This window comes from Collinsella sp. An7 (assembly GCF_002159335.1).
In the GTDB taxonomy this organism is placed as follows: Bacteria; Actinomycetota; Coriobacteriia; order Coriobacteriales; family Coriobacteriaceae; genus Coprousia.
Map to the genome: position 1 here is coordinate 31,953 of NZ_NFHP01000009.1, position 16,924 is coordinate 48,876.

A 16,924-nucleotide genomic window follows, 5' to 3' on the forward strand; every position below is an offset into this window, starting at 1 on the left:
TCCCGCTTCGCCCTTGACACCCCCAGGGGGTGGGGGTGTAGGATGGGCACAGCAACAACGAGGGACCTCGCAGAAAGGACCCCTATGGCACACGAACAGTTTGATGTGGGCGGAATGACCTGCGCCGCCTGCCAGGCACATGTCACGCGCGCCGTCGAGAAGCTCGACGGCGTCCAAAACGTTGCGGTCAACCTGCTCTCAGGCTCCATGGCCGTGGACTTTGATGACGCCACCGTCACCGACGAGCAGATCTGCGCCGCCGTGGACCGCGCAGGCTACTCGGCATGTCCCGTCGGCGGCACGCCCAGCGGAGCCGCCGGCGCGACGGGAACGTCCGCCACCCCCACCAGCGCCCCGCGGCTCGAGTCGCCCACCAAAAAGCTCGAGGCAACGGCGCGCGCCATGAAGACGCGCCTTATCACCTCGTTCGTTTTCTGGATCCCGCTCTTCTACATCGGGATGGGCCACATGGTGGGGCTTCCCGTGCCCGGCATCTTTGCCGACCCCGCGCACGCCATGACGCTCGCCCTCACCGAGCTCGTGCTCACGCTGCCCATTCTCTATGTCAACCGCGCCTACTTTGAGAACGGCTTTAAGTCGATGGTCCACGGCGCCCCCACCATGGACGCGCTCATCGCCGTGGGCGCCACGGCGAGCGTGGCGTGGTCGGTCTACGCAATGTTCGTCATGGCCGACCAGCTCGCCGCAGGCACCGCTGCGGGCGTGCACGCCGCGCACATGACGGCGATGGATAACCTCTACCTCGAGAGCGCCGGCACCATCCTCACCCTCGTCACCGTGGGCAAGTACCTCGAGACGCGCAGCAAGTCCAAAACCGGAGGCGCCCTCGAGAAGCTCATCGACCTTGCCCCCAAGCGCGCCCGCATCGTGGAGGCCGACGGCACCGAGGCCGAGGTGCCCGTAGAGTCGATCGCGCTCGGTGCGACCGTAATCGTGCGCCCGGGTGAGTCGATTCCCGTGGACGGCGTGGTGCTGGAGGGCACCTCCGCCGTGGACGAGAGCGCACTCACTGGCGAGTCGATCCCCGTGGAGAAGCGCCCCGGCGACACGGTCAACGCCGCGACCGTCAACCGCACCGGCTCCTTTACCTTCCGAGCCACGCGCGTGGGCGCCGACACCGCGCTCGCCAAGATCATCCGCCTTGTGGAGGACGCCAACGCCACCAAGGCGCCTATCGCGCGGCTGGCCGACAAGGTCGCCGGTGTCTTTGTGCCCGTGGTGCTCGGCATTGCCGTGGTGACGTTTGTGGCCTGGCTCGTTGCGGGCGGAAGCATCAACCAGGCGCTCACCTCGGCCGTTGCCGTGGTGGTTATCAGCTGCCCGTGCGCGCTCGGACTCGCCACGCCCGTCGCCATCATGGTGGGCACGGGCAAGGGAGCCGAGATGGGCGTGCTCTTTAAGAGCGCCGAGGCGCTCGAGACGCTCCACAAGGTGAGCTGCGTAGTGCTCGACAAGACGGGCACCATCACCGAGGGGCGTCCGGCCGTTACCGACGTGCTGCCCGCGCGCCGCGCCGACGGCTCGCTCGCCATGAGCGAGAAGGCGCTGCTCAAGCTTGCCGCCGCGCTGGAAAAGAAAAGCGAGCACCCGCTGGCCGAGGCCATCATGGCGCGTGCCGAAGAGCGGGGGATCGTCGCCCGCACGGTGGAGGATTTTCAGGCGATACCCGGCCGCGGTGTGACCGCACGCGAGGGGCAGAGCGTCATCGCCGCCGGCAACGCCGCGCTTATGGCAGAGCTTGGCATAGAGGTTGCCGCGGAGGACGTGGAGGCGTTTGCGCGCGAGGGCAAGACGCCGCTCTTCTTTGCCCGCAACGGCGAGCTTGCCGGGACCATCGCCGTGGCCGACGAGGTCAAGCCCACGAGCGCCGCGGCCATCCGGACGCTCGGCGAGCTGGGCGTCTCGACCGCCATGCTCACCGGCGACAACCGCCTCACCGCCGAGGCGATCGCGCGGCGCGTGGGCGTGGGCAAGGTGATCGCCGACGTTATGCCCGCCGACAAGGAGCGGCACGTGCGCGAGCTGCAGGACGCGGGCCGGACCGTGGCCATGGTGGGCGACGGCATCAACGACTCCCCCGCCCTCGCGCGCGCCGACGTGGGCCTCGCCATCGGCACCGGCGCGGATATCGCCAAGGAGGGCGCCGACGTGGTGCTCATGAGAAGCGATCTTATGGACGTCGCGCGGGCGATCGAGCTCTCGCGCGCCACCATCCGCAACATCAAGCAGGACCTCTTCTGGGCACTCTTCTACAACGCATGCGGCATCCCGCTGGCGGCGGGGGTCTTCTTCCCGCTGCTGGGCTGGCAGCTCTCGCCGATGTTCGGCGCGGCGGCCATGAGCCTCTCGAGCGTGTGCGTGGTCACCAACGCACTGCGCCTGCGGGGGTTCCGTCCCAAGGTGGCCGACCGAATCGCCGCGGTGCAGCAAGGGCGCGCCTAAGCCGCAAGGCAAGCACCTGGTCCCCGCTTCAGCCGACGCCCGGCTTATACTTGCTACCCAGCGAGCAAAATCGCTCGCCCGGATATAGACACATGGCAGGTCGTTCGGCTTTTCCAGGTGCCGCAGATCGGCGCGAACGAGGAGGGAGCGCGCCTTATGGCGGCGACCAACGAGTGAACGCCGAGGTGCGGCGCCTGAGAAAGCCGAACCCAACGAAAGGAGTACGTATGCATTACACCATCAAGACCGAGGGCCTCCACTGCGGACACTGCGACGCATCGGTGGAAACCGAGCTCATGAAGGTCGCCGGCGTGACCGACGCCGACGCCGACCACGAGACCAACACCGTTGAGGTCGAGTGCGACGGTGAGGTTGCGGCCGAGGCGCTCGAGGCGGCCGTGACCGCCGCGGGCGACGGGTTCAGCGTCGTCTCGATCGCCGCGGCCTAGCATGCAGGCCGACCGCGAGAAAACGCTCCGCCTGCTGCGCACCGCGCGCGGGCAGATCGACGGCATCATCCGCATGGTCGAAGCCGACCGCTACTGCATCGACATCTCGACGCAGCTCATGGCGACCGAGTCCATCCTCGCGCGCATCAACGCCGACGTGCTCAAAGCGCACCTCGAGCACTGCGTGACGACGGCACTGGAATCGGGCACGCCGGAGGAGAAGGCCGAGAAGCTCGCCGAGATTGAGCGGGTCATCGACAAGCTGGCAAAGTAACCGTGCTGACCGCGGCGAGCGGGTCGATGCGTTGCCCGACCTGCCGCGGTGGGCGGGGTCTCCTCCGGGCTCGGCGGTCTGCGGCCTCGCTGCGCGACTCGCCCCGAAGAAGACACCCACCCGCCGCTCCCGTAACATCATGGCACCGCACTGCGGAGCCTTCGGAAAACTCGACCCCCGATGTGCGTGTATCTTTTGGGAACGTTCAGTAGCACTCTATCGCACTAAAGCGCTCAACTGGCCTTTTGTGGGGCAGAATCCCGGAAAACAGCCAAGCTATCCGCCCTCCTGCAAAAGATACACTCACATCGGGGGTCGAGTTTTTTGAAGCTGCGTTGCAGCCCGCACGGAAGGGCTTTCTCGCACCCTGACAGAACCCCGCGAGAGCAAGGCGAACGAAGTAGGTGGGAGGCGGGAGCGCCCGCCTGAAAGGCAGCGGCGCTTTTTTCGACGCTGTTCATAATCTGGAGTTATCAACGATTTGGAACGCGTGCCGTCCGTTTGCGCGACAGCAATCCTGGGGTCGCCGCAACCAAATGGGTCAGATGGAACACGTCCCCAAATGACCCATTAGAGCAGTGCCGCCGCCGTGCGCTCGAGAACGACGGGCGCCACGTGCTCGACCTTGCCGAGCGGCTGCCCAAAGACAAAGGAGCCCGCCTCCGCAAACGCGTCCACGTCGCCCGAGGTCGTGGCAAAGCGGTGACGCGGCACGGTGCCCATCGGAGCGAGCTCTTCGCGGCGGGCAAGCATCTCCGCGAGCTCACGCGTGATCTCCTCGGCCGACGACACCACGCGCACCCCCGGGCCCAGCGCAGCCCGGATGGGCCCCACCAGCAGGGGAAAATGCGTGCACCCGAGCACCACGGTATCGATGCCGTGCCCGGTGAGCGGCGCCACGCGCTCGGCAACCTGAGCGCGCACCTCGGGCGTGTCGAACACGTCCACACCGCCGAGCCAACGCGCGCCATCGCGCACCCCGGCTGCGAGCTCGCGCTCGACCGTCTCCACAAACTCCGGCGCCGCGCAGCCAAACACGTCCACGCCCGCGTCAAAGTCCTGGATGGCCCGCGCGTACGCACCCGACCGTATGGTGAGCTCGGTGGCGAGCACGCCCACCTTACGCGAGCGCGTGCTGTGGATGGCCGCCCGTGCGCCCGGCACGATCACGCCGATAACCGGCACGCTGAACGTCTGCTGCGCTAGATGGAGCGCCGCCGCGGTGGCGGTGTTGCAGGCGATCACCATCACCTTGACGTTCTGCCGCGTGAGCCAGCTCCCCACCTGCAACACAAACGAGCGCACCTCGGCCTCGGAACGCGTGCCGTAGGGACAGCGCTCGGTGTCGCCGATGTAGCAGATTGACTCGCCGGGCAGGCCGTGGGCGATGGCGCGCGCCACGGTAAGGCCGCCGAGCCCCGAGTCAAAGACGCCGATCGGGCGCGCATCGCCCGGCGTAGGCACCACCGCCTCGGCGCCCGCGCGCCCCACCGCACGCAGCCCCGACGCGCCCTCGCAATCCCCCGCCATGGTCTACGCCTCCAGCTCGCCCGTCACCGCGGCAAGCACGGTGCGCATCGCCGCAACCCAGCCGTCGATCGTGCGTCCGTGCGTCAGCAGCGCGGAGTCGTGCGCGGCGAGGAACGTCTCGGCCGCAGGGTCCTTGAGCCCGTTCTCGACGAGGACAAACTGAGCCGTGGCGTCTGCCATCAGAAAGTCCGACGAGGCGTCGCCGATCGAGAGCGTCTCCGCCGGGTCGATGCCGCGGCGCTCACAGAACCGCTCGATCGCGCGCCCCTTGCCAAGGCCGCGCGGCTGGATGTTGAAGGCGCGGCCGCGCACGCCCTCGGGCAGGTTGAGCGTTGTGGGGGCAGAGATGTAGTTGAGGTAGCCGTTGGAGACCCAATCGAGCGGCAGGCCCGAGGCGTCGAGGATCCCCTGCGCCACGGCATCGTCCACCTCGCCGCGAATCCCCACAGTTACCTCGCGGTACTTGTAGCCGTTCGCCATGTCGTTGTGATACTCGAGCATGCCCGGCCAGCGCGTCACGAACTCGTCGCACACGCCCGCCGCCTCGATCACCTCGTGCGGGGTCTTGCCGTCCGCCGGGTCAAAGGGCATGTCGGCGGTGAAGTACTCCCAGTCGTTATGCTCGCGGTCGAGCATGATGAGCCCGCCCATCTCGCCGATGTAGCTGTTGAGGCCGAGCACACGGGTGTCCTCGTGGAGCATCGAGCGGTTGCGCCCCGAGCACGGGATGACCTCGATGCCGGCGCGCACAAGCTCCACGAGCGTTGCGGCAAAGTCAACGCTGGGCTCGCCGGCGGCGTTTTTGAGCACGCACGAGCCGGGCCCCATCATGGTACCGTCGAGGTCAGTGAACACGTAGCGCACGCGTGCGTAGCGCTCCTTGAGCTCCGTCGCGGACAGGTCGGTGAGAAATGCGTTTGCCATGGCTCCTCCCGGGCAGGGTCGTCGGCGCGGCGCGGCCCAGGTGCCAAGGCGGGCCGCGAGCGGCGGGCGCGGGCTCCCCCGGCACCGCCAACGCCCCCTATCATACCGGTCGCGGCGCGGCGGGGCACGCTCGGCGCTCCGCCGCCATCGCAAAAGCGCGAGCGTGGCGCACGGGGTATAACCGCAGTGAACGCCGCCGGGCGGCGCGTTCGCAACGAAACGCCCCATGCGCCCATGCACAGCGGGTCCGAGACAGCAGGCGGGCCGCCCGGCACCGTGTCCAGGTTCGGACGATGGGAGGTACAGAGATGCTGTTCAAAAAGGTACTGGTTCCCTACGACGAGTCGGACCACGCCAAGAGCGCGCTCCACATCGCCTTCGGCATGGTGGGCGACGACCCCGAGGCCGAGGTCCACGTGGTGACCGCCGTCTCGGTGGGGGCGCTCCCCGATCCGCTCTTTGGCGGCACCTCGCTCGAGAGCCCGTTTGCCGTGACGAGCCAGATGGACTACGACGCCATTCTCGGATCGCTGCTGCAGCACACGCGCGACGACATGGCGGGCGTGATCGAGGGCGCGCGCGACGGCGCGGTGTGCAAGGTGGAGACCAACGCCATCGTGGCGGCATCGCCCGTGGAAGGCATCGCCGAGTACGTGGAGAGCCACGACATCGACCTTGTGGTGATGGGCCGGCGCGGCCTCGGGCGGCTCTCGGGCATGATCGGCAGCGTGAGCTACGGCGTGCTGCGCTCGGTAAGCGTGCCGGTGATGACGGTCAAGTAGCACCAACGGGGCGAACGAGACAGCAGGGCGAGAGCGCGTCGCACCGCCTTGCCCCTTCTCATAAAATGAACCGGTCGATTGCATAGTCCAATCGACCGGTTCTTTCTATTAGATGGAATTGGACACGACGGAAGCAGCGGGCAGCCACACGGAGAGGCAGAGCCCGCCGGTGCCGCGCTAGAACGTTACGTTGCCGAACTCGGAGAGCTCGAGCTCGGGGTTGTGCTCGCGCGCCCAATCGACGTTCCAGGGGCTCGTAAAGAGCAGAAGCTTGCCGCCGCGCATGTCCTCGACGCGCAGCGTGTCGCGCGTGAGGTCGAGCTTGGCCACGTCGACCGTGCCCGGCTCGTTGGCGATCCAGCGGATGTCGGTGTAGCCGAGCGGCTGGCGGCGCACCTCAACGCGGTACTCGCTCTTAAGGCGCTGCTCGAGCACGTCAAACTGCAGCTCGCCGACCACACCCACGATGACGCTCTCCATACCGGCGCCGAGCTCGCGGAAGATCTGGATGGCGCCCTCCTGCGCAAGCTCTTCCATACCCTTGACGAACTGTTTGCGCTTGAGGGTGTCCACCTGGCTCACGCGGGCAAAATGCTCCGGCGCAAAGGTGGGGATGCCCGCATAGCGCACGGTGCGCTTGCCGGCGCAGAGCGTGTCGCCGATGGAGAAGATGCCCGGGTCAAAAAGTCCCACGATGTCGCCCGCATAGGCCTCGTCCACAATCGCGCGGTCGTCTGCCATCATGGCCGTGCCCGTGGCGAGCTTGATCTTGCGGCCGCCCTGCACGTGCGTCGCCTCCATGCCGCGCTCGAACTTGCCCGAGCAGATGCGCACGAAGGCGATGCGGTCGCGGTGGTTCTTGTCCATGTTGGCCTGAATCTTAAAGACAAAGCCCGAGAACGGCGCCTCCACAGGGTCGACCGGCTCACCCGTCGCCGCATCGGTGTGCGGGCCGGGCGCCGGGGCAAGGCGCAGGAAGTCCTTGAGGAAGGGCTCCACGCCGAAGTTGGTGAGCGCCGAGCCAAAGAACACGGGAGAGAGCTTGCCGGTGCGGACGGCCTCGAGGTCAAACTCGTCGCCCGCGCCGTCGAGGAGCTCCACGTCGTCCATAAGGTTTTTGTGGTTCTCCTCACCGATGAGCGCGTCGAGCGCTGGGTCGCCGAGCTCGGCCTCGATCTCGCCCACCTTCTTGGTGGCGTTGGCGTGGCCGTCGCCCTCAAAGGCCAGCACGTGGCGGCTCGCACGGTCAAACACGCCGCGGAAGTTCTGGCCGCAACCGATGGGCCAGTTCATGGCGTAGGTGCCGATGCCGAGCACGTTCTCGATCTCTTCCACGAGGTCAAAGGGGTCGCGCGTCTCGCGGTCGAGCTTGTTGATAAAGGTAAAGATGGGGATGCCGCGCAGCGCGCAGACCTTGAAGAGCTTGACGGTCTGCGCCTCGACGCCCTTGGCGCCGTCGATGACCATGACGGCGGCGTCGGCCGCCATGAGGGTGCGGTAGGTGTCCTCCGAGAAGTCCTGGTGGCCGGGGGTATCGAGGATGTTGACGCAGCAGCCCTGGTAGGTGAACTGCAACACCGAGCTCGTGACGGAGATACCGCGCTGCTTCTCGATGTCCATCCAGTCGGAAACCGCGTGCTTGGCGCTCGACTTGCCCTTGACCGAACCGGCGGCCTGGATGGTGCCGGTGTAGAGCAGAAGCTTCTCGGTGAGCGTGGTCTTGCCCGCATCGGGGTGCGAGATGATGGCGAACGTTCGGCGCGAGGCGATCTCGTCGGCGATGCTTGGCATGGTCTCCCCTCCCGCCGCGCGGCGGCGCGGCATGCACGGTGTTGCGATAACCCGACGTATTGTAGCGAATCGCGCGCGGAGGAACCGTGGAGAGGGGCTGGGGGCGGTGGATGACGGGTTCTTTCTGCTGAGGCGCGGGCGCGGCCGAGTCTTTCTGCCGGGGCGTAGTCGCGTCTGATTCCTTCTACCGACGCATGTACGTGACCGATTCCTTCTACCAGCGTGCGGCCGATCCCGTTCGCCACGACGCGTCCAATTCCTTCTACTAGAAAGATTCGGTCATAATCTGGGACTTTTTTGACGGATTCGTTCTAGTAGAAGGAACTGGACAGGCGGAAACAGAAGGAATCGGACACAGCCGGCCGCAGTAACGCGCGGCACGTGGCAACGACCCCGTCAACTGCGCCAGCGGTTAAGACAGGCAAAGAACTCTTGGCGGCGCGGGAGCGCGAGGCCGCAGGCAACGGCTCGGCCACCCGCGAGCGCCTCCCAGCCGTCGCGGTCGAGCTCGTCAAAAAGTCCGTCGACCATCTCCGCGAGCGAGCGGCTTCCATCCAGCAGACGGCGCTCCAGCACGAGCCTCGCAAGCTGGGCGAGAACCGCCGTCTGCTCGACATCGACCAACTGCTCCACCAGACGCAAGTCCGCCGAACCATTGCCGACCGAAAACCCGTCCCTACCCCGGACACGCACCATGAGGCGGTCTCTGCCCGCGTTCCCGCCGGAGCGGGTGCCCGCGCGCGAACCGTCGCGCCCTCCGCCGCGCGAACCACTGCCACCCGTGGCCCCTGTCCGCAGCACGAGCCTTCGACTAGGGCGCTCGCCCAGTGCATCGACCGGCACCGTGTCGGCACGAGTCTCCGATTGTGCCGCGCCGCGCTCGTCCGGCACCGTACGGATGCCCCGCTCGCGGCAGACCTCGCGCACCCGCTCGGTCACGTCGCTCGACTCGTAGCGGTCCATCTGCAAAACCGTATTGGCCACCGAGAAGAACGCGCCCGAGCTCCCCACCACGAGCACCGTCGAGACACCGTGGCGCTCCCAGAGCCCGCGCACGCGCGCCACGAAGGGCGTGATGGGCTCATGCTCCGCCGCAACGACCGCCTCCATCAGCTCGTCGCGCACCATGAAGTTTGTGGCGGAGGTGTCCTCGTCGATGAGCAGCACCCGCGCGCCGGCCTCCAGCGCCTCCACGGTGCCCGCCGCCTGCGAGGTACTGCCGCTCGCGTCCTCCGTGGAAAACGAGCGGGTGTCTCGGCCGTCGGGCAGATTGGAGATGAAGGGTGCTATGTCAACGTCGTGCACCGCGCGACCGTCCTCGGCGCGGAGCTTGACGGCGGTCGCATCGGTGATGACGAGCTCGCGCCCGTCGCACGCCGCATGGTTATAGATGCCCTCCTGCAGGGCCTTGAGCAGGGTCGACTTGCCGTGGTAGCCACCGCCCACGATGAGCGTGACGCCGCGCGGGATGCCCATGCCCGCCGTGGGGCCGCGATGCGGCAGATCGAGCGTGACGCGCAGGCTCGCCGGCGAGCGAAAAGGCGTGGCGCCCACAAGGGGACGCGCCGAGACGCCGCTCGCACGCGGCAGCACCGCGCCGTCGGCAACAAAGGCCACAAGGCCGCGGCGGTCGAGCTCGGCGCGCACCGCTGCCTGGTCGTCCGTGAGGTCGGCCGCGGCGCGGGCCGCATGCAGGAGGTCGCCCTCCCAAGCCGCCGCGGAGTCCTCGGACCCCGCGCCACGCCCAGCGCGCATCCCTCGGGCCGCCTCCGCACGCACGGCGGCACCCGCACCCGTAGCCCGCGACCCGCGCACCATAAGCGCTCGCTCCACGCAGCGCGGCACGAGCTCAAGGAGCATCCGCGCGAGCGAGCGAGCGTCGGTGGTGCGCCCGTGCGCCGGGAACCCCGCCACGAAGCGCAACACCGCGCCGTCCTCGTAGAGGTCGCAGGCAGAGCGCGCGAGCACCTCGGGGCCGGGCGAGCTCGTGGCGATAAGCCCGCTTTTGCCCGAGCCGCCCACCACGCGGCTCACCCGCGCTGCCTCGCGCGCAAACCGCCGCACGAGCAGATCCTCCACGGCGATGCGCCGGTGCGGCACGTCCATAAGCTCGAGCGGCAAGCCGAGCACCTCCATCGGCACAAACACCGAGAGCTCTGAGGGCGCTGCAAACGGATCGCCCTGCACGTGATCAATCGACAACTCAAAGTCGCCGAAGTCGTACACGCCCCGGAGCTCCTTGTATGCCGGGTAGTTCCGTCGGTCGATCGCCGCCAATCGACGCCTCAGATCGTCACTCGTCTGCATGCGCCCTCCTTGTCCGCCTGCCCGCCGCCGCGCGGGCCCTCGCCCGCCGCGGCGCCTCTCCATGGTATGCGCTGCGGGCTGTACGGTGCGGGAGCGGGACAGAATCGGGTACAACTTCCTCAGCCACCGAGAGAAAGGACCGCTATGGACGACGTGCTCGAGTTCCTCAAAGCCGCCAAGACCTACTACCTCGCCACGGTGGATGAGGAGGGCAATCCGCGGGTCAGGCCCTTTGGCACCATCGCCAAATTTGAGAGCAGGCTCTACATCCAAACCGGCAAGAAGAAGGCCGCCTCGCGCCAGATGCACGCGCATCCGCGCATCGAGATCTGCGCCGTAGGCAAGGGCGGCACGTGGCTGCGCCTTGCCGCCGACGCCGTGGAGGACGACCGCGTTGAGGCACGACAGGCTGTGCTTAACGAGTACCCCGGCCTGCACCGCATGTATGCCGCCGACGACGGCAACTGCGAAGTCTTCGCCCTGGAAAACGCCACGGCGACCTTCTGCTCCTTTACCGCCGAGCCCCGGACCGTCACGTTCTAGCGGATTGCGCGCGCAGGCGCCCTTCCCCACCCCGAGCGACGGACACCCACGTGCCCGCCGCTTTTGCTCTAGGTGCGATCGGATCTTCGCTACAGCAAGGGAGACAGGCTTTCATGGATGTGATGACCAGCGCATATGCTTCGCCGCTGGGCACTATTACGCTTGCCGCAGACGAGCGGGGGCTTGCCGGCTTGTGGTTTGACGGGCAGCAGCATTTTGGGGAGCTCGGCTCTGCGCAGCGGCGTCTTGATACCGCCACCAACGTCGACACGCAAGACCCCGCCGCGCAGCACACAATTGACGCAACGCGCGCATGGCTTGACGCCTACTTTGCAGACGAGAACCCCGGGAGCCTACCGCCACTTCATCTGCAAGGCACGCCATACCAACAGCGCATATGGCACCTTCTGCTGGACATCGAGCCCGGCACCACGACGACCTACGGTGCGCTCGCGCAGGCATACGAGGAACGTTTCGGAACGCGCACTTCTCCGCGCGCCGTCGGATCGGCGGTCGGACGCAATCCCGTCTCCCTCATCGTGCCCTGCCACCGCGTGCTGGGGGCGGACGGCAGCCTCACCGGCTACGCCGGCGGTGTTGAACGCAAGCGGGCGCTGCTCGCGTTGGAACGCGCATCAGTCTGACGCCGCAGGGCGGAGCCTACTCAACCATCCTTCTCGCTTTTGTCCACCAAATCGAAGCATCGCTCGCTACCCAAAGCCCCGCCGAGAAGCGCAAGCCCGAATGTGGTCGCCATGACTCAAAACAACCCCGTCCCAATATGAGTCATCCTCGTGCAGCGCTACACTGACAAGCGAGCCGCTACTCGGGAGGGAGCCCCTATGGCCCAGAAGAATCTTCTTGCCGCCCGCCTTGTTGTTGATGACGACTTTGAGGTGGGCCCTGTTAACGACCGGCTGTTTGGCTCGTTTGTCGAGCACCTCGGCCGCTGCGTCTACACCGGCATCTACGAGCCCGGGCACCCCACCGCCGATAGCCACGGCTTTCGCGGGGACGTTATCGAGCTCGTCAAGGAGCTCGGCGTCACCACCGTCCGCTACCCCGGCGGCAACTTTGTGTCCGGGTACCGCTGGGAGGACGGCGTCGGCCCCAAAGAGCAGCGCCCGCGCCGCCTCGACCTTGCCTGGCACTCCACCGAGACCAACGAGTTTGGCCTGCACGAGATGGCCAAGTGGCTCGAGGTCACCGGTGGCAACGAGCTGATGGAGGCCGTCAACCTGGGCACGAGGGGCCTGCAAGAAGCCCTCGACCTGCTGGAATACGCCAACGTGCCGGACGGCACCGCCCTCTCCGAGCAGCGTCGCGCCAACGGCGCGGACAAACCCTTCAACATCCGCATGTGGTGCCTCGGCAACGAGATGGACGGCCCGTGGCAGCTCGGCCACAAATCCGCCGAAGACTACGGCACGCTCGCCGCGTCCGTAGCCGCCGGCATGCGCCAGATTGACCCGGACTTGGAGCTCGTGGTGTGCGGCTCCTCCAATCACGGCATGCCGACCTTTGGCGCCTGGGAGCAGACCGTGCTGGAGAAGACCTACGAGAACGTAGACTTTATCTCCTGCCATGCCTACTACCAGCCGTATCTAAACGAGGACGGTACGCGCGACATGGCGAGTTTCCTCGCCTCCAGCGTGGACATGGACGGCTTTATCAAAGACGTCGCCGCCACGATTGACGCCACCAAAGCCCGCCTCAAGAGCACGCACGACGTGCATATCTCGTTTGATGAGTGGAATGTCTGGTATCAGGGCGAGGAGCCGAGCAAGGTGCCCGAAGGCATCGGCAACTGGCCGGTGGCGCCGCGCCTGCTCGAGGACGTCTACAGCGCCGCCGATGCCGTGGTGGTCGGCGACCTCCTGATCGCCCTGCTCAAGAACGCCGACCGCGTGCACGCCGCCAGTCTAGCGCAGCTTGTTAACGTCATCGCCCCGATCATGACGGAGCCGAGTGGTCCGGCTTGGCGCCAGACCACGTTTTTCCCGTTCTCGGCGACCGCGCGCCTGGCCAAGGGCGGCACCGTGCTGAAGCCCAAACTCGCCGCGGACCGCGTGGACACGCCGCGCTATGGAGCGGTCGACGGCGTTAACGCCGTGGCCGTGCGCTGCGCCAACGGCTCGCTCGCCATTTTTGCCGCAAACCGTTCGCTCGAGGTGAGCGCCGCGTTTGAGATCAAGCTGCCGGAGGGCACAGAGCCTGCGTTTGTTGAGGCGCAGACGCTGCACAACGATGACCCGCTTGCCGCAAACACGCTCGACGACCAGAACCGCGTGAGGCTGCAGCCCAACGAGTCGGCCGGCTACGATGCCGCCGCCGGCGTGGTGCGCGTGCTGCTGCCCGCGGTGAGCTGGACCGTGCTGCACATCAGTTAAGGTCGGCTGGCTGCACCCCACCCGGTACTGAACTGCGTCCCAAAACTTGGACGCGATAAATGATAGCCGCTAGACGGCCGCCCGAAGGGCCTGCTCCCGGAACTCCGCCGGGGTCAGGCCCTTCAGCTTGACTGAATCTACCCCGATTCCGTTTACACCCCTGCGCTGCCCTCGGGGCGGCGCCCTCCGTGCGCCCCGCCTCGAACTCCTCGGGGCTGAGGCTCCCCAGCGCGGAGCGTATCCGCACCCTGCTGCAGGAGCGCCCGATGCACACGAAGATCTCCGGCGCCGCCTGCTCGCGCGTCTCGAACGTGCGGGCGCGCACGCGCTCGGCCCTGACGGGCCCCGTGGGCGACCCCGTCGCGGCGTTGTCCCACGGCGACGATACGGGGCCCGTGGAGGGCCCGATGCCCGCGGCGCGCATCGTCTTCCCGAGCGGGGGCGACGCGTGCTGGGGGCCGCGGTCCGGATGGCGGATGCGGCCCCTCGGCGGGCGCCGCCCCGCGATCGCCGTCCCGAGCGCGTCGTCGGCGAGCCCGGCGGCCGTGCGCGGCGCCATGAACCGGCCGACGATCCCGCGCGACCGTATGTCCATGACGGCCGCCGGGCAGATCCGGCCCCGATGGGTCCTCGCATAGGCGATGTCGGCGAGCCGCGCGCGGTTCGGGCCGTCCGCGCGGAATTCCCGGCGCACCGGGTCGGGCGCGGTGTCGGCCTGCGGGGCGGCCGGTTCGGCCGCGCCCCCCCGGGCGCCTGGCGCCGCCCCCGGTGGTGCCGGACAGGCCCTCCTCGCGCATGATGCGCGCCGCGCGCCTGCGCGACGTGCGCTCGCCGGAGCGCCCGAGCTCGGCGAGGACCTTGGGGGCGCCGTAGACGCCGCGGCCGGCGGCGTATATCCCGGAGATCGCCGCGGCCGGCTCGGCGTCGCGCAGGTCGCGCGCGCTCGGCGGCCGCCTTCTCCATGCGCGGTGGCCCCGCCTGGTGACATGGAGGGCCGCGCACATCCCGGATATGTTCCAGGCGCCCTCGTCGAGCGGGATGGAAGCGGACTTCGCCCCCTCCGCCCGCGAGCCTACGGCTGCCTGCCGGCGAAGAGGGCGCCCGCTTTTAAAAGTACCTCGCTCCCCCTCCTCAGCCGCTCGTTCCCGCGCCTCGGCCCGCGGAGGTCCCCCGCCGTCTGGAAGGGGCTGTCCCCTGCCGGCGCCTGCGCGGCGTCGGCCCTCCCGACCCGGTCCGACGGGCTCCCCGGGTCGACGCCGGGCTCGCGGGCGGTCTCCGCGCAGGCACCGCCCCGCCCCCTGTGCAGCCTCGCCGCCTGCTGCCTGAACCCTGCCGAGTACTCGGGCGACGGATGTCCCGCCCCATGCCCCCCTTCCCCGTTTGCGGCATCATGCCCAAACGGAACTCGATGTGTCAACGGGAATGGGGCAGATTCAGAGAACCCGCTCACAGCCGCCCCCGGGCGCGTCCGTACGCGGTGGCGCGCCGCTGCTGCTCGCGGCCCAACCGGTCGGTCTCGGAGGTGCCGAGCCGGCCATCGTCCCGCGCATCGCGCCGAGCCGGCCCCTTTATATGATTGTCGCGACCGCGGTTACCGCGCCCGCGTCCATGCCCGTTACCCAACATGCCTCAACACCGTGCAGATCAAGGTGAAACCCCACAGCCACCGCCCGGACCCGTCGCGCCCGCGCGGACCGGAGCCGTCGGAGTCCGCCGAGGCGATCCTCACCCCGTCGACGTCGATCGGCCACGCCGCCCCGCGCAGTGCCCGCTCTGCAGCCAGGCAAACGGCCTCCGCGGCACCGGCCTCCTCGCGGTACACCAGCACGCCGACGTCCACGCGCCCGCGCTCGCCGCCGTCAGCCAGGCGCGCCTCCCGCGCGAAGGCCCCTTGGGTCACCACGATCGGCTCGGCGCAAAACCCCGCCGAGGGCGGGGCGCAGAACACGCCCGCGAAGCCCAGCGCACAGAGCATCGACGCCACCGCGCCCGCCGCATCGCTGCAAGGAGCCATCAGCCCACCTCCAGTTCCCAGTGGTGCACGTGCCCGCGCACCACGCAGCAGCGCCGGCACCTGAGCACGTGCGCGCTCGGCCCCGCGCCCACCAGCACGCGCGACCCCGCGGGCACCTCGAAGGCGCCCCCCGAGCTCGCCGCGTCGACGAAGATCCGCCCCGCGCCGCCGTCCGCGCTGCGGTGGGCGTCGTCCACGGCAGATTCCGTACGCTCGAAGCGCACGTGCCTCACCAGCGCGGACGGCCCGTACGTCCCGTCGCCCGCAGCCGGCCACACCAGCATGTCGTCGGGCAGCAGCCGCCTCGGAATCGTCCTCAGAAAGCGCACCTACCTCACCCCCGCGAAGGCGAGCTCCGTGCCGGCGAGCTCCGCCAGCGCAGCAGCCCGCGCCACCTCGGCGCCCGTCGTGCCGTCGTCGCGGCAGTTCGTCACGGAGAACTCCCCCGACGGAGAAGCCGCCCACGCGCCCCTCGCCGTACTCGGCGAATGCCTCGGCGGCCGCGCACGCCGCGCGCCGCCAGGCGTCGGCGACATCGGCGTCCCACTCGGGCCGCACCTCCCGCGCGCCCGTGAGCGCGCCGACGCACCGCAGCGCCGCCGGCATCGCCTCGGAGAGCGCGGCCGGGAAGAGCTCCCCGCCGTACCCGTCCCGGTAGAACCCATAGGAGACGGCAGCCATCGCGCGCCCCTTACGCCGCCGGCGCCGCGCTCACGCGCACGCCGTCCAGCTTGTTGTCCAGCAGCTCCACGATGCCGTACTTCCGGCACTTCATCATGTAGGAGTCCAGCGTCTCCAGCTCGTCGGGGCTGAACGCACGGCTCGCCACGTGCTTGTCGAACTTGATGACCGCCGAGCGCTCAACCACCATCCAGTTGATGTCCTTCGCGGCCGCGCCCTTCGAGTAGCCGAACCGGTCGCCCTCGCCGCTGTTCAGGGTGATCTCCGTGTAGAATCGGCTCTGCGGCACCTCGACAATGCGGCTGAAGCGCGTGAGCACGCGGTTCGAGCGGTTGGGGTTCGCGAGGGAGAAGTCGTCCAAGATGCCCTTCAGCGTGGGCGTGATGAACAGGATGCGCGAGCCCGTCGTGACCTCCGACTCGTCCATCTCGTTCGTCACGGTGCGCAGGGACGCCAGGATGTCCTCCGCCTCGGCGGCGGAGAGGTCCTCGTCCGTAACGGTCACGCCGGCGTGGCCGGCGATCTCCGAGAACGTGAACGCGTCGGCCTCCGGCGCCACCTGCGTGCGCTGCAGCTCGCTGCCCGCCTCCACGAAGCAGTCGAGCACGCCCGCCTCCTCCACGTCTATGACGTCGGCCAGAAGGCGGATACCTCGGTTGTCTAGCACGCGTAAATAGTACCGCTGTTCCGCCTACCGAGTACCGGCGTTCCGCGCACGCGGTACCGGCCCCAACCGAATAGCCTTTCCTCAGGAGGGGGCGCCGCCCGGGTGCCCC

General features: G+C 68.4%; 15 protein-coding genes. 8 read left to right on the top strand and 7 right to left on the bottom strand.

Going from position 1 to position 16,924, the window contains the following annotated elements; genetic code table 11:
- Positions 1–84: 84 nt before the first annotated feature.
- From B5G20_RS09305 to B5G20_RS09315, 3 genes are all read left to right on the top strand, one after another.
- Complete coding sequence (locus tag B5G20_RS09305) at positions 85–2,463, top strand: heavy metal translocating P-type ATPase (RefSeq protein ID WP_087356637.1); 2,379 nt, start codon at positions 85–87, stop codon at positions 2,461–2,463.
- Positions 2,464–2,690: 227 nt separating this feature from the next.
- Entirely contained in the window at positions 2,691–2,912 is a 222-nt protein-coding gene (locus tag B5G20_RS09310; protein ID WP_087356638.1) for a heavy-metal-associated domain-containing protein, read from the top strand.
- A 1-nt stretch (position 2,913) separates the two neighbouring features.
- Positions 2,914–3,186, top strand: coding sequence for a metal-sensing transcriptional repressor (locus tag B5G20_RS09315; RefSeq protein ID WP_087356639.1), 273 nt, complete (start codon positions 2,914–2,916; stop codon positions 3,184–3,186).
- A gap of 570 nt (positions 3,187–3,756) precedes the next feature.
- On the opposite strand, the gene murI is transcribed toward B5G20_RS09315, so the two are convergent.
- Positions 3,757–4,716, bottom strand: a complete 960-nt coding sequence (gene murI / locus B5G20_RS09320) for a glutamate racemase (RefSeq protein WP_087356640.1) — start codon at positions 4,714–4,716, stop codon at positions 3,757–3,759.
- Positions 4,717–4,719: 3 nt separating this feature from the next.
- Positions 4,720–5,640: an HAD hydrolase family protein gene (locus tag B5G20_RS09325; protein WP_087356641.1), complete on the bottom strand. Its 921-nt coding sequence runs from the start codon at positions 5,638–5,640 to the stop codon at positions 4,720–4,722.
- A gap of 308 nt (positions 5,641–5,948) precedes the next feature.
- Here B5G20_RS09325 and B5G20_RS09330 point away from each other — a divergent pair, with 308 nt between their 5' ends.
- A complete protein-coding gene (locus B5G20_RS09330; RefSeq protein WP_087356642.1) occupies positions 5,949–6,422 on the top strand; it encodes a universal stress protein in 474 nt (157 codons plus the stop codon).
- Between the two features lie 177 nt (positions 6,423–6,599).
- On the opposite strand, the gene B5G20_RS09335 is transcribed toward B5G20_RS09330, so the two are convergent.
- On the bottom strand, positions 6,600–8,213 hold the full coding sequence (locus B5G20_RS09335) for a peptide chain release factor 3 (protein ID WP_087356643.1): 1,614 nt from the start codon (positions 8,211–8,213) through the stop codon (positions 6,600–6,602).
- A gap of 396 nt (positions 8,214–8,609) precedes the next feature.
- On the bottom strand, positions 8,610–10,520 hold the full coding sequence (locus B5G20_RS09340; protein WP_087356644.1) for an ABC-ATPase domain-containing protein: 1,911 nt from the start codon (positions 10,518–10,520) through the stop codon (positions 8,610–8,612).
- Between the two features lie 144 nt (positions 10,521–10,664).
- Here B5G20_RS09340 and B5G20_RS09345 point away from each other — a divergent pair, with 144 nt between their 5' ends.
- The 4 genes from B5G20_RS09345 to B5G20_RS10620 all read left to right on the top strand — a co-directional run bounded on the left by B5G20_RS09345 (position 10,665) and on the right by B5G20_RS10620 (position 14,091).
- A complete protein-coding gene (locus B5G20_RS09345; protein ID WP_087356645.1) occupies positions 10,665–11,063 on the top strand; it encodes a pyridoxamine 5'-phosphate oxidase family protein in 399 nt (132 codons plus the stop codon).
- 113 nt (positions 11,064–11,176) lie between these two features.
- Complete coding sequence (locus tag B5G20_RS09350) at positions 11,177–11,707, top strand: methylated-DNA--[protein]-cysteine S-methyltransferase (RefSeq protein ID WP_087356646.1); 531 nt, start codon at positions 11,177–11,179, stop codon at positions 11,705–11,707.
- A 198-nt stretch (positions 11,708–11,905) separates the two neighbouring features.
- On the top strand, positions 11,906–13,453 hold the full coding sequence (locus B5G20_RS09355; RefSeq protein ID WP_087356647.1) for an alpha-L-arabinofuranosidase C-terminal domain-containing protein: 1,548 nt from the start codon (positions 11,906–11,908) through the stop codon (positions 13,451–13,453).
- A 266-nt stretch (positions 13,454–13,719) separates the two neighbouring features.
- Positions 13,720–14,091 carry a hypothetical protein gene (locus tag B5G20_RS10620; RefSeq protein ID WP_239286963.1) on the top strand — a complete coding sequence of 124 codons (372 nt, stop codon included), beginning with the start codon at positions 13,720–13,722 and terminating at the stop codon, positions 14,089–14,091.
- 977 nt (positions 14,092–15,068) lie between these two features.
- On the opposite strand, the gene B5G20_RS09370 is transcribed toward B5G20_RS10620, so the two are convergent.
- From B5G20_RS09370 to B5G20_RS09385, 3 genes are all read right to left on the bottom strand, one after another.
- Positions 15,069–15,467 (bottom strand): hypothetical protein, encoded by a 399-nt coding sequence (locus B5G20_RS09370; protein ID WP_087356649.1) that lies wholly within the window; start codon positions 15,465–15,467, stop codon positions 15,069–15,071.
- Positions 15,467–15,796 carry a minor capsid protein gene (locus B5G20_RS09375; RefSeq protein WP_087356650.1) on the bottom strand — a complete coding sequence of 110 codons (330 nt, stop codon included), beginning with the start codon at positions 15,794–15,796 and terminating at the stop codon, positions 15,467–15,469. The genes B5G20_RS09370 and B5G20_RS09375 overlap by 1 nt, the downstream gene beginning before the upstream one ends.
- A gap of 362 nt (positions 15,797–16,158) precedes the next feature.
- Positions 16,159–16,815: a hypothetical protein gene (locus B5G20_RS09385; RefSeq protein ID WP_239286964.1), complete on the bottom strand. Its 657-nt coding sequence runs from the start codon at positions 16,813–16,815 to the stop codon at positions 16,159–16,161.
- Positions 16,816–16,924: the final 109 nt, after the last annotated feature.